Annotated in this window: 12 protein-coding genes; 7 read left to right on the top strand and 5 right to left on the bottom strand. The window is 37.8% G+C overall.

What is annotated here, in order from left to right; translation table 11 throughout:
- Window positions 1–36: 36 nt before the first annotated feature.
- From AC6H0V_RS16230 to AC6H0V_RS16205, 6 genes are all read left to right on the top strand, one after another.
- Window positions 37–1,293: a putative DNA modification/repair radical SAM protein gene (locus tag AC6H0V_RS16230; RefSeq protein WP_497561248.1), complete on the top strand. Its 1,257-nt coding sequence runs from the start codon at window positions 37–39 to the stop codon at window positions 1,291–1,293.
- 41 nt (window positions 1,294–1,334) lie between these two features.
- Window positions 1,335–2,108 (top strand): TIGR03915 family putative DNA repair protein, encoded by a 774-nt coding sequence (locus tag AC6H0V_RS16225; protein ID WP_497561247.1) that lies wholly within the window; start codon window positions 1,335–1,337, stop codon window positions 2,106–2,108.
- A gap of 130 nt (window positions 2,109–2,238) precedes the next feature.
- On the top strand, window positions 2,239–3,264 hold the full coding sequence (locus tag AC6H0V_RS16220) for a sensor histidine kinase (RefSeq protein WP_497561246.1): 1,026 nt from the start codon (window positions 2,239–2,241) through the stop codon (window positions 3,262–3,264).
- 128 nt (window positions 3,265–3,392) lie between these two features.
- Window positions 3,393–4,034, top strand: a complete 642-nt coding sequence (locus AC6H0V_RS16215) for a DUF47 domain-containing protein (protein ID WP_497561245.1) — start codon at window positions 3,393–3,395, stop codon at window positions 4,032–4,034.
- 1 nt (window position 4,035) lies between these two features.
- Window positions 4,036–5,337 (top strand): inorganic phosphate transporter, encoded by a 1,302-nt coding sequence (locus AC6H0V_RS16210; protein ID WP_497561244.1) that lies wholly within the window; start codon window positions 4,036–4,038, stop codon window positions 5,335–5,337.
- Window positions 5,338–5,493: 156 nt separating this feature from the next.
- Window positions 5,494–6,726, top strand: a complete 1,233-nt coding sequence (locus tag AC6H0V_RS16205; RefSeq protein WP_497561243.1) for a serine hydrolase domain-containing protein — start codon at window positions 5,494–5,496, stop codon at window positions 6,724–6,726.
- A 48-nt stretch (window positions 6,727–6,774) separates the two neighbouring features.
- Here AC6H0V_RS16205 and recG read toward each other — a convergent pair whose 3' ends face one another.
- The 5 genes from recG to AC6H0V_RS16180 form a co-directional block, all read right to left on the bottom strand.
- Window positions 6,775–8,880 carry an ATP-dependent DNA helicase RecG gene (recG, locus tag AC6H0V_RS16200; protein ID WP_497561242.1) on the bottom strand — a complete coding sequence of 702 codons (2,106 nt, stop codon included), beginning with the start codon at window positions 8,878–8,880 and terminating at the stop codon, window positions 6,775–6,777.
- Window positions 8,881–8,886: 6 nt separating this feature from the next.
- Window positions 8,887–9,789: an EamA family transporter gene (locus AC6H0V_RS16195; protein ID WP_497561241.1), complete on the bottom strand. Its 903-nt coding sequence runs from the start codon at window positions 9,787–9,789 to the stop codon at window positions 8,887–8,889.
- 1 nt (window position 9,790) lies between these two features.
- Window positions 9,791–10,171: a RidA family protein gene (locus AC6H0V_RS16190; protein ID WP_497561240.1), complete on the bottom strand. Its 381-nt coding sequence runs from the start codon at window positions 10,169–10,171 to the stop codon at window positions 9,791–9,793.
- Window positions 10,172–10,194: 23 nt separating this feature from the next.
- Window positions 10,195–10,338, bottom strand: coding sequence for a DUF6728 family protein (locus AC6H0V_RS16185; RefSeq protein WP_497561239.1), 144 nt, complete (start codon window positions 10,336–10,338; stop codon window positions 10,195–10,197).
- Between the two features lie 74 nt (window positions 10,339–10,412).
- Window positions 10,413–11,768 carry an OmpA family protein gene (locus tag AC6H0V_RS16180; RefSeq protein ID WP_497561238.1) on the bottom strand — a complete coding sequence of 452 codons (1,356 nt, stop codon included), beginning with the start codon at window positions 11,766–11,768 and terminating at the stop codon, window positions 10,413–10,415.
- Between the two features lie 170 nt (window positions 11,769–11,938).
- On the opposite strand from AC6H0V_RS16180, the gene AC6H0V_RS16175 reads away from it, so the two are divergent.
- The gene (locus AC6H0V_RS16175; protein ID WP_497561237.1) at window positions 11,939–13,231 is read left to right on the top strand and encodes an aminopeptidase P family protein; all 1,293 of its coding nucleotides are present in this window, start codon (window positions 11,939–11,941) and stop codon (window positions 13,229–13,231) included.
- Window positions 13,232–13,297 lie beyond the last annotated feature (66 nt).

Genomic DNA, 13,297 nt, shown 5'->3' with positions numbered 1-13,297 from the left:
TTTTATTTACTATTTTTGTTAGTAAATATAAAACGGATGTCGGAAAGATTGAGCGAGAAATTAACTATTCTGGCGGATGCTGCAAAATATGATGTTTCATGTTCGTCGAGCGGTAGCGATAGAAAAAATTCAACTAAGGGTGTAGGCAATGGACATCATTCGGGCATTTGCCATACCTATACCGAAGACGGGCGCTGTGTTTCACTACTTAAAATCTTATTAACCAACCATTGCATTTTCGATTGTGCCTATTGCGTTTCCAGAAAAAGTAATGATATAGAAAGAGCTGCATTTACTGTAGATGAAGTAGTAGAACTTACTATGAACTTCTACCGCAGAAATTACATAGAGGGTTTATTCTTGAGTTCAGGTATTTTCAAAAATGCAGATTTTACCATGGAACGCTTACTTCGAGTAGTAAAAAAGCTACGTCTCCAGGAAAACTACAACGGTTATATTCACTTAAAGACAATTCCCGGCGCCAGCGATGACCTTATCAAGGAAGCGGGTTTATATGCCGACCGAATGAGCATCAATTTAGAAATGCCCACAGAAAGCGGGTTGAAATTATTAGCTCCAGAAAAAAGCCATCAAGATGTAATTAAGCCACTTCACTTTGTTCAGAACCAGATCATACAATTTAAGGATGAGAAAAAACTGATAAAAAGTGTTCCGAAATTTGTTCCTGCTGGCCAAAGTACCCAAATGGTAATCGGGGCCACTCCAGAAACCGACAAGGAAATTATGCATACCGCAGCAGCATTTTATAAAGATTTTTCCCTCCGTAGAGTTTATTATTCAGGCTATATTCCAATTAGTAACGATACACGAATGCCAATTCTGGGCACCAAGCCTCCCTTGTTAAGAGAAAACCGGCTTTATCAAACTGATTGGTTGATGCGGTTTTATGGCTTTAACGTAAATGAGATTTTAAATGATGCCAATCCCCATTTAGACATAGACATCGATCCTAAACTGAGTTGGGCATTAAGAAATCTCCATCATTTCCCGGTAGATATAAATACAGCGGCCTATAGAATGATCTTAAGAATACCAGGAATAGGTATAGGCTCGGCTAAAAAAATTGTTCAGGCCAGAAAATTTGGAAAATTGCACATCTATCAACTGCAAAAAATAGGAGTTGCATATAACAGGGCAAAACATTTTATCAAATGTGTAGATACCCCATTTCAATTAAAAGATTTTCAAGCAATGCAAATTAAGGCTTTTATCCTCGCCGAAAGCCAAAGCAAATACCTTAAAACAGATACTAACCAACTTATCCTGTTCTAGCATATGGCGACAATCCAACTGGCAACTGCAAACTGTAAACCGTGAACGGCAAACTGATCTATTTGTTCGATGGCTCTTTAGAAGGACTGCTTACTGCCATATTTGAGTGGTTTGAGCGTAAGCCGGGCGTTGTAGAATTAAAAACCCACCTTACCTTTCAACCAGATGCATTTAGTAACGCTTTTGAAGTGCATAATAGTAAAGAAAAAGCTGATCGTGTTTGGAAAGGCCTACAAAAAAGACTCGATAAGAATTGGATGAGAAAAGTATTTTGCGCTTACCTATCCGAAAAACCAGAAACATTTTCCTCCATTTTCCATTTTACGTGTTACCTCTTCCATAATCCACCCGGATGTGAAAAAAACTATGGCAATGAGCATGTTCTTGCCATTTCACAAACCGCAATAAAAGTAGAGAGGGAAAAACACAGAATGGAAGCCTTTATTAGATTTCAGCATACTGCTGATGGCATATTTTATTGCGGGATCGATCCTGATTTTAACGTCCTTCCCCTAATTTTAAACCACTTTAAAAATAGATACGCAGATCAAAAATGGATCATATACGATTTAAAAAGAAAATACGGCTTATTTTATGATCTGCTTAAGGTGGAAGAAATAACAATGGATCTCACACCAGAGGCATTAAAAAAACCTACCACACATCAACTTCATGGCAAAGAAGAAGTATATGCAAATCTATGGAGAGATTATTTTAAAAGCACAAATATCGTTCCCCGTAAAAATACTAAGCTTCATGTAAAACATGTGCCCAAACGATATTGGAAATATTTAACAGAGAAGGAAATTGGCTGAGGTAAGGAAATGGGGAATGGAAATGTAAAATAGAAAGCACAAATTATGCCTCTTCCAGCTTATTCCCTATTCCCTATTGCCTCTTGCCTTTCATAACACTAATTTAACATATAAACCGTAAATTAGTACCATGAAGCTAAGTGTACTCGTATTAATCACCGCTCTTGCTGTTGGACTTTCAATTGGGATAGTAAATTTCTATTTCCAACACAATTGGTATTATCTTTTAATTTCTTTTGGAGTTTCATTTATCACCAGCTTTTTCGTTTTCTATTATTTACTAGAGAAATATATCTATACCAAAATCAAGCTCATCTACAAACTTATCCATAATCTTAAATTGGGGAAAGATTTAAAAGAGGCTTTAGGTGAGTATGTAAGCTCAGATCCCATCAATGATGTAGAGCAAGAGGTAAAAGAATGGGCCGGAGCAAAAAAGCGAGAGATAGATCTTTTGAAAAAACAGGAACAATTTAGAAGAGAATTTCTTTCTAATGTTTCGCATGAGTTTAAAACTCCGCTTTTTGCCATTCAGGGCTATGTGGAAGCTTTACAAGATTGTATGCTTGATGATCCGGAAACCGCAGTAAAATTCCTTAAAAAAGCAGAAAGCAATATAGAAAGGCTTAGCTACTTGATCAATGATCTGGATTCAATCTCTAAATTAGAAACCGGCGAGATTCCAATTAACTTTGACAAGTTCGATTTTGTTGTTTTAGCAAAGGAAGTAATGGATAGTTTAGAAGATCGAGCTTCCGCACATAAAATTAAATTATCATTTAAAGATAAATATTCAGGCCCCACCTTAGTATACGCAGATCGAGAAAAAATTAGGCAAATCTTAATTAATCTTCTCCAAAACTCTATCAAATATGGCAATGATAACGGCTCTACTGCCATTAAAATTTTCGAGCTGCATGATCAATTTTTAATAGAAGTTACTGATGATGGGATAGGGATCGAAGAAAAACATCTTACACGACTATTCGAACGTTTTTACAGAATCGATTCGCACCGTTCTCGTGAACAGGGGGGTACAGGGTTGGGATTGGCTATCGTAAAACATATTTTAGAGGCCCATCAGCAAACCATCTCTGTACGGAGTACCCCAAACATTGGGACTACCTTTGCGTTTACCTTGCAAAAAAGTAATTAAATATATTGTTTAAGGTTGGTTTGTTAGATGGTTGAGGAGTAGGACATGACAACTAAACCACAAATAAAACAAAAGACTTAACATTAACTTAACATACTACCTTTAGCTTTGCACCATATTTAATTAACATGAATAGTATTTTTAGCTTCTTTACGCCTAAAGACAAAAAATTTCAGCCTCTTTTTGAGCAAGCTGGAACAAATGTTGTAAAAATTTCAGAAGCATTATTAATTGCAGTAACCACAAACGACCTAGAAAAGAGAAAAGAAGCCATTAAAGAGGTAGAACGTCTTGAGCATGTTGGAGACGACATTACCCATACCATATTCATTGAACTGAGTAAAAATTTCATCACTCCTTTTGACAGAGAAGATATTCATTCTTTGGCAAGTGCGATAGACGATATTGCTGATTATATCCATGCATCTGCAGGGAATATCGAACTGTACAATGTTACCAATATCGGCGATGCCATGGTAAAATTAGCAGAACTATTGGTAGAGATGTGCGGTGATTTAGAAAAGGCCATTAAAGAACTGCGGAACTTTAAGAACATTAGGGTAATCGCCGATGCTTGTGTAAGGATTAACAGCGCCGAAAATCAGGCAGATTATGTATGCAATCTAGCTATCGCGCGGTTGTTTGAATTTGAAACAAATGCTATAGAGTTAATTAAACAAAAAGAGATTTTACAGACGTTAGAAATTGCTACAGACAAATGCGAGGATGCTGCTAATGTTTTAGAATCTATTCTGGTTAAAAACGCATAAAATGACCTTAACCCTCCTTTTTGTCATCATAGGTCTGGCTTTGATTTTCGATTATATTAATGGTTTCCATGATGCCGCTAATGCCATCGCCACCATTGTAGCCACCAAAGTGCTTACTCCATTTCAGGCGGTGGTATGGGCAGCTTTTTTTAATTTTCTGGCCTATTGGGTTTTCGGATTTGGTGTAGCCGATACCGTAGCAAAAACCGCAAATACCATGGAAATCAACCTTGTGGTAATCCTAGCGGGAATTATAGCCGCAATCATATGGAACTTATTTACCTGGTGGTTTGGTATTCCTTCCAGTTCATCCCATACCCTAATTGGGGGTTTTGCAGGCGCCGCAATAGCGCATGCAGGGATTAATGCAGTAAATTGGTACCAAGAAGGTAAAAGCGGCGAAATGCCGACAGGAGTTTTGGTTATTATCGGATTTATTGTACTTGCCCCCTTTATTGGAGCTATTATCTCCTACTTCATTTCGATATGGTTGCTCCATTCTTCTAAAAAAAGCATCTGGCCAAAAATCTTTACCCTTACTTTAGTAGCAATAACTGCAGTATATATTTACAACCAGCTCCTGTTCTATGGAGAAATCAAACATCCAAGGTTTGATTCCCATTTTTTAAGCGTCGCTTTTGAACCCCATAACATTAAATGGCTATTAGTTGCGTTTATCATCTTTTCTATTAGTTTCTTCTGTCTAATCTTTAGCAGCTTAAACCAATCCCAATCAACAGCATGGCTCAGAAAAATGCAGCTCTTGTCTTCTGCTTCCTTTAGTTTAGGTCATGGTGGTAACGATTCTCAGAAAGTAATGGGAATTATTGCTGCTGCTGTAGTTGTTTATATCCATACAAGTGGGGTTTCGATGGGCGAATTGCCTTCGTGGCTTCACGTTGCATTACCTTCGCACGGACCAAATGGTGAAGAAATTGCCGCTCAGATGCCTACATGGATCCCATTAGCGTGTTACAGCGCAATCGCTGCAGGAACACTGAGCGGAGGCTGGAAAATTGTAAAGACCATGGGTTCTAAAATCACTAAGGTAACACCTTTTGAAGGGGTAACCGCCGAAACCGCTGGCGCACTAACCTTGTATTTTACCGAGCACCTAAAAATTCCCGTAAGTACAACCCACACCATCACGGGATCTATTATCGGATCTGGACTAACAAAAGGTGTATCGGCTGTAAAATGGGGGGTAACCGTTAAGCTTATCTGGGCGTGGATATTCACTATTCCTGTATCAGCTGTGCTTGCGGCTTTAGTTTATTACGTGCTTAGTGCGTTTATAAAGTAGCTATTAGTTCGGGTTTGCTATTTGAAAGAAGTATTAAACACTAAGCATTAAAGAGTTAACATTTTAAACCTTTAGGTTGTCAAATGTTCAAAACTCTTTGCATTTAAAAAGCCAATAATTCTTAATTTCCGCCTTTTAAATTTGTAATCTACCTACATGAAGTTTCGTTTACTTATCGCAGCATTTGCGCTCACTACCTTATTCCTCACCTCATGCACTTCTAAAGCTGAAAAAGCCAAAAAAGAAGCCGCAGACAAAAAGATCAGAACTAAAGAAGATGATAAGTCTGACAGTTTATTACTGGTTTACGATCCAAAAAAAGGAGATCAATGGATCGCTGATTTTGTACAGAACCTACATAAAAAATCAGGATTTAATGGCAATATGTTGGTGGCCAGAAAAGGCAAAATCCTTTATCAAACGGCAATTGGCTGGGCCGATTATCTGCATCGCGATAGTTTAAAAATCAATTCAGAATTTGAACTTGCATCCGTTACCAAAACCTTTACCAGTGTGGCAATATTGCAGTTAGTAGAAGCGGGCAAACTTAAGCTAACCGATACTGTCGGTAAGTTCTTTCCTAATTTCCCATACCATGGAATTACAGTTCAACTCCTGCTCACCCACCGAAGCGGGATGATGAACTACGTCTACTTTATCGATGACATTTGGAGAAAGGAAAAACGCGACCAGAAAAAAGGAGTATCAAACCAGGAGGTGATGGACATTATTGCCGAAAGAAAGCCTCATCCATACAGTAAACCGAATAATCGCTTCCATTACAACAACTCGAACTTTATGGTTTTGGGTGCCATTATTGAAAAAGTGACAGGAAAGCCTTATGCTGAATACATGAAGGATCATGTTTTTAAACCTGCAGGCCTGAAAAATACCCATGTTTATTCTACTACCGTCTATCCAAAAATTCCTGTTGATGTTGTTGGGCATGATAGGACATGGCGCTATTCGGTAGTCCAGAACTTTTTAGATGGCCCAGTTGGAGATAAAGGCATTTACAGCACGCTCCATGATTTATTACTCTATGACAAATATCTAAAGAATGGAAGATTATTAACACAAAAAAGTCTGGATAGTGCCTATACTGGGCATAATAAACCTGTTAATGGGCATTTTAATTACGGTTATGGATGGAGGATGTTTGACGGGGAGGGAATGGACAAAGTTGTTTATCATACGGGATGGTGGCATGGATTTCGCCACATCTATATCCGCGATTTAGATAAGGATCTTGTAGTAATTTTCTTGGGAAACTTAACAAATGGCAGTTTATTACATCTAGATGAACTATTTAAATATTTAAAAATGCCGATTATCCGTAAGGGGGCTTATACCGGTACGGGATCAATACCTGGAACGGATGAAGACTAGCGCTAAGCGTGGGGCGTTAAGCGCTAGCACACGGTTAACGCGGGACTCCTAACTTATCTTATCGAAAGCAATCGCTCTTGTTTTTTGGCCTAGGTACCTTTTAAGCAATGCATTTTCTGACCTTTCTAACATGGGGTCCTTTTCTAAAATATCGATTACGGTATTTCTTGCTTCCTGGAGGATCACCTGATCCTTGGCTAAATTTGCCATCTTTAATTCTAATACGCCACTTTGTTGTGTGCCTGTGATATCGCCCGGGCCCCGTAGTTGGAGATCAATTTCTGATATTTCGAACCCATTGTTTGTTTTAACCATGGTATCCAATCTTAATTTAGAATTGGGCCCTAGTTTATTTCCCGACATTAGGATACAGAATGATTGCTCAGCACCCCTACCTACTCTTCCCCTCAGTTGGTGCAATTGAGAAAGGCCAAATCGCTCAGCATTTTCTATAATCATAACGGAGGCATTTGGTACATTCACACCAACTTCAATTACGGTAGTAGCCACCATGATCTGGCTCTTTCCATCTATAAATTGCTGCATCTCAAACTGCTTATGTGCGTTGGGCATCTGTCCATGTACAATGCTGATTTGATAAGTGGGCAATGGAAATTCAAAGCGCATTTGTTCAACACCAGCTTCCAAATGTAGAAGATCAAGTTTTTCGCTCTCCTTTATTAATGGATATACAATATACACTTGTCTTCCTTTGGCTATTTCCTGTTTCATAAAGCCGAACATCCGTAGCCGCTGACTATCATATAAATGCTGGGTTTCAATCGGCTTTCTGCCAACGGGCAATTCATCAATAATCGAAACATCCAAATCTCCATACAAGGTCATGGCCAATGTACGAGGGATAGGCGTGGCCGTCATTACCAAGATATGAGGTGGAATTATATTCTTCCGCCATAATTTGGCACGTTGCTCAACCCCAAAACGATGCTGTTCATCAATTACCACGAGCCCAAGATTTTTAAACCTTACTTTATCCTCGATTAATGCATGCGTACCTACTAAAATGTCTATCTCCCCCTCTTCCAACTGTTGGTGCAACAGCGTCCGTTGTTTCTTGGTAGAGTTTCCGGTTAAGATAGCCACCTTTACTAAATCTTCTTTTAACAGGGAAATTAGGGATTGATAATGCTGACGTGCCAAAATTTCTGTAGGCGCCATCATGCAAGCCTGATAACCATTATCATTTGCCAATAGCATGCTCATCAGGGCTACTACTGTTTTACCGCTTCCAACATCTCCCTGCACCAACCTATTCATCTGGCTTCCCCTTTGGGTATCTAACCTTATCTCTTTAATAACTCGTTTCTGCGCGTTTGTAAGGGCAAAGGGAAGCATTGTTTTATAAAAGGTATTTACCTTCTCTCCAACAAGATTAAATAAGGCCCCTCTGAATTTTAGACTGCGCAATTGTTTATTGTATAACAACTGTAATTGGATAAAAAAAAGTTCTTCAAATTTTAACCGCCGCTCTGCGTGCTGCAACATGGAGATGTTTGCCGGAAAATGAACATGAAGTATGGCTTCTTTTCTGCCAATCAGTTTATATTTATCAAGGATGTAAGTAGGTAAAGTTTCCTTAACCTCATTGATATGAGCCTCTATGATGTAGTGGATTAGTTTTTGAATTCCTTTACTATCCAAAAAACTCTTCTTCAGCTTTTCTGTCGAATTATAGATAGGCTGCAAGGTCAAATTACCTGTTATCCCAGCTTGCCGGGGATATGTTTCCAAATCAGGGTGAGAAATACTAAAGCTACTATTAAACAAGGTTGGCTTGCCAAAGGCGATATATGTACTTCCCCTCATTATATTACCTTCTACCCATTTTAAGCTCTGAAACCACACCAAATCTATGGTCCCTGTCTCGTCTGTAAATTTGGCAACTATTCTTTTTTTATGCTTTTCGCCAATAACCTCCTTACTTGTAATCTTACCTACAACCTGAACCAAAGGTAGATCTGGATGAAGCTCGTTGATCTTATAAAATCGAGTTCGATCTATGTACCTAAATGGATAGTGATTTAAAAGTTGCTCATAGGTTGACACCCCTAACTCTTTATGCAAGAGTTCGGCGCGCTTAGGACCAACGCCTTTAAGGTAAATCAGTGCAGTATCTAAATTTGAAGCAAACAAGGAATCCTATTTTCGCTTAAAAGTAAAGATATCTTTTATCAAGTTCCAATTAAAAAGAAAAACGGCCGACAATAATAAGAGGTAAGCCAGTAGTTGGTGCATGCTAATGTGTTCACCGAAATATAAAACAGCTACGGTAAAAGCAATTATCGGATTTAGATAAATGATAATGCCCAGAGTTGAGGAAGGAATACCAATTAGCGCATACAAGCTTAAAAAAAGGGGAATAACTGTAAATAATACGGCAATTATTAAAATATTGCTCCAGAACCACATACTTGTTGGAAATCCTTGATGCTGGTGGATATAAAATGGCAGCATAAATACCACCGCCAGGGTTATTTGCAGCGCCAGCACATTTAGCTTGTCGAGATTTTGCATTTTACGTTGGATTATTAAATAGAACGCGTAAAGTGCAGCTATAATTACAGACCAAAGCACGTCTATAAAAGAGCCGGTAGCCAACATAATTATACTGAGGAGGGCAAGAGCAAGAGAAGCTAATTTAATCCCTGAAAGCTCTTCTTTTAAGATTAAAAAGCCTCCAAATGCCGTAATCAATGGGCAAACCATGTAGGCAAATGCTGCAGATTTTAAGCTTACATTATTTACGGCATAAATAAAGGTATACCAATTTAAGGTGAGCAGTATGGTAGCTCCGATAATCTGAAAAAAAATAATGCGCTTTTCTTTAGGCAGGGCTGATTTGATATAGAGCAGATCCGCTTTGAGCGCCTGTTTCCTGAACATTGCAATGGCCACCCAAATTACAAATAAGGAGGTAAATATTCGATAGTATAAGATCTCTTGAGCGGGAAATGACTTGAGGTTCCTTAATGGGATGGAGAAGAAACCCCAAATAGAAACCGATAAAAAAGCGGCTAATAGATAACGTGATTTTGATTTCAATTTAAGCTTTAAATGCTGTAACCGATATTTCTACATTAACGCCTTTAGGAAGGCCCTTCACAGCTACGGTTTCCCTTGCAGGATAGGCAGTATCAAAATAGGAACCATACACTTCATTTACTTCTGCAAACAAGCTCATATCAGAAAGAAAAATTGTGGTTTTTACAATATGCTCAAATTCATATTCTGCTTCCAACAATAGTGCTTTGATATTGCGCATTACCTGATGGGTCTCCTCGCCAATAGAACCCAGGGCAATTTCACCATTTTCGGGATTGATGGCTACCTGACCAGATGCAAATAAGAACCCATTGGCAATAATGGCCTGGCTATAAGGACCTATCGGTTCGGGAGCGCTGCTTGTATAGATTACTTTTTTCATTTCTTTTTAATTAAGGATGCGGTTCACTTTTTTAGCAGATACCACTGTACGATCTTCCAGGTTATTCCTCCTAAAAACATTAAGATGGCGATAGCATTAATTATATGCATTATTTTAATGTTAGTGTTTATTGGTCGATCCGGATTTTTCTTTCTAAAGAAGTACATAGGACAAATGTATAAAAAAAGAGCCCCGTAGCATAATGCTACAGGGCTCTTTTTTTATATTGAATTTAAGAAACTTAGTTTCTTGAAGTTTCAACACGACGGTTTTGCATACGACCTTCTTCAGTATCGTTAGAAGCAATTGGATTAGCTTCACCAAAACCTTTACCAGTTACTTGGCTAGAATTAACACCAGAGTTAACTAAGTAAGTTTTAACAGAATTTGCTCTGTCTTTAGATAATTTCATGTTGTATGCAGCAGTACCTTCGCTAGAAGCGTAACCTTTAACAGTTACTTTACTACCGTTTTCACGCAACATTGAAGATAATTTATCTAAAGTTGGATATGATTCAGTTTTTAAAACTGAGCTATTGAAATCAAATTGAATGTTTTCCCAACCTGATACCATTGGACCTGCAGGAGTAACTGTATTGTTGATTACTTGTGGAGCAGGAAGTGGACATCCTGAACCATCAACTTTAGTTCCAGCTGGAGTTCCAGCACATTTGTCAAATTGATCAGCAACACCGTCACCATCAGAATCTTTTTTCAAACCTTCAACAGATTTCTCAACGTTAGAAACACGGTTTTTCAATGCTTCAACTTCTTGACGTAATGTAGGATCTTTTAATTCATCATACATCATAGCAATTGGGTTAACCCAATCCAAGTTTGGTTTAGCTTTAGAACCTAATGAGAATTCTAAACCAGCATTACCATAAGAGAATTTATCTTTTGAAGTACCAGCGGCATAAAGACCATCTAATTGATCAGCATCTACAAAGTTCATTGTATAAGCTAAGTTAAATGATACTCTATCAGAAACTTTAAATTTAATACCAGCACCAACTGGGATGTAAGCACCTTTGATATAATCATGGTTATCACCTGGATCACCATATTTACCTGAGTTGTTAACTACATTACCATTAGCTAAAGATACAGTTGGATCATAAGCGATCAAACCATAACCAGCAGTAACGAAGAAGTTAACTGAATTCTCACGACGTAAGAAATCAACTGTTGCAACGTTAACAACACCTCTTAAATCTGCTGCATATTGAATGTCAGTTTCAAATTTAGTAGTTCCGTTTCTAACACCACCAACTGCATTTGCATTAGTAGCTTCTAATTTACCACGGAAAATGTTACCCTCTAAGCCAAATGCATGACCTAATTGTTTACGCAATGAAATTCCGTAACCAAGGTTTACTTGCCAGTTACTGAAATCATCTGTTCCACCAGTTACAACAGCTGGAGCTAAAACACCTGCGTTGAGACCTAATGACCAAGTTCTGTACTGTGCTCTTCCGCCAAATACTTTCGCAGAAGAAGTGGTTGCAGGAGCGTCCTGGGCGTTAGCGAGAGAAGTTACTCCCATTAATGCTACTAGACAGGCTACTACACCCTTTTTTAAAGTAGAATAATTCATAATTTTCTTTTTTAAGGTTAAACAAATATTAATTGTATAATTTTTTGTAAGACAAAATTACACAATTTTTTATAATCTCAAACACTTATACAAACTCTGTTCCAAACTTCTAAACAATTAATCATTTTATTACATTTGTCCAGGTGTTCTTAAATAAAGATAGTAAAATAATGAAATACAAGCAAATTAACAGTTCGCTATTCAAAAAAAATCGGACAAATTGTCAAAAACTACTTCCAAATAACGCTATAGCTATATTCCATTCAAACGATGAATTTCCACGCAGTGGTGATCAAAACTTCGTTTTTAAACAAAATCCGGATCTTTTTTATTTATCTGGTATAGATCAAGAGCAATCAATTTTATTAATTTATCCCGACTGTCCTAATCCGTTATACAAAGAAGTCCTATTTTTAAGACAGACTAATGACCATATTAGGGTTTGGGAAGGGCATAAATATACCAAAGCACAAGCTGAAGCAACTTCTGGGATAAAAAGTATTTACTGGGTAGAGGATTTTGACAATATCTTACACAGTATTATTCACTATGCAGATTATATTTATTTAAATACGAACGAAAATGATAGATACGCCCATACAGTGGCTTATAAAGATCTAAGATTTATAGATGAAATCCGCAGCAAATATCCTTTACACAAATATGAAAGAGCTGCTCCATTAATGCGCAAGCTCAGAGCGATAAAATCTGAAATAGAGATTGAACTTACTCAAAAAGCCTGCGATATTACCAAAGATGCCTTTGAAAGAGTTTTAAGATTTGTGAAACCAGATGTAATGGAGTATGAGATTGAGGCAGAAATAATCCATGAATTTATTAGACAATCTGCTACGGGTCATGCATACACTCCAATTATAGCTTCCGGAAAAAATGCAAATATTCTCCATTATATAGATAATAACCAACAATGCGAGGATGGCGAATTGATTTTGATGGATTTTGGCGCTGAATACGGAAATTACAATGCCGATCTAACCAGAACAATACCCGTGAATGGAAAATTTACCGCCAGGCAAAGAGAAGTTTATGATGCTGTGCTTCATGTGATGAAAGAGGCAAAAAAATTAATGGTTAAAGGTGCAGTATGGAACACCTACCATGACATGGTTGGAGAGATCATGACGGAGCAATTAATTAAATTAAAATTAATTTCAGCAGAAGATGTTAAAAACCAGAGCTCCACTTATCCAGCCTACAAAAAATACTTTATGCATGGCACTTCCCATCATTTAGGGATAGATGTGCACGATTTTGCAGGTAGATACACCCCTTTTGAGGTAGGCAATATCCTTACCTGCGAACCGGGAATCTATATCCCAGAAGAAGGGTTTGGAGTCCGTTTAGAGAATGATATCCTAATTACCGAAGAGGGAAATACTGATCTGATGGCGGCTATTCCGATCGAAGCAGATGAAATAGAGGATATTATGGCTAGGAACTAGGTGGTTAACTGTTTTAACTGGCTAATTGATAGTTGATAACTGATCTGGAGCAGAGCTAACTGAAAA

The sequence above is a fragment of the Pedobacter sp. NO84 genome, assembly GCF_059703915.1.
This window is presented reverse-complemented; position numbering and strand designations above follow the sequence as displayed.

Coding starts and splice junctions, on each gene's coding strand:
- AC6H0V_RS16185 (WP_497561239.1), bottom strand. CDS start 10,338: ATGTACTTCTTTAGAAAGAAAAATCCGGATCGACCAATAAACACTAAC.
- AC6H0V_RS16220 (WP_497561246.1), top strand. CDS start 2,239: ATGAAGCTAAGTGTACTCGTATTAATCACCGCTCTTGCTGTTGGACTT.
- AC6H0V_RS16190 (WP_497561240.1), bottom strand. CDS start 10,171: ATGAAAAAAGTAATCTATACAAGCAGCGCTCCCGAACCGATAGGTCCT.
- AC6H0V_RS16215 (WP_497561245.1), top strand. CDS start 3,393: ATGAATAGTATTTTTAGCTTCTTTACGCCTAAAGACAAAAAATTTCAG.
- AC6H0V_RS16210 (WP_497561244.1), top strand. CDS start 4,036: ATGACCTTAACCCTCCTTTTTGTCATCATAGGTCTGGCTTTGATTTTC.
- AC6H0V_RS16180 (WP_497561238.1), bottom strand. CDS start 11,768: ATGAATTATTCTACTTTAAAAAAGGGTGTAGTAGCCTGTCTAGTAGCA.
- AC6H0V_RS16230 (WP_497561248.1), top strand. CDS start 37: ATGTCGGAAAGATTGAGCGAGAAATTAACTATTCTGGCGGATGCTGCA.
- AC6H0V_RS16205 (WP_497561243.1), top strand. CDS start 5,494: ATGAAGTTTCGTTTACTTATCGCAGCATTTGCGCTCACTACCTTATTC.
- AC6H0V_RS16175 (WP_497561237.1), top strand. CDS start 11,939: ATGAAATACAAGCAAATTAACAGTTCGCTATTCAAAAAAAATCGGACA.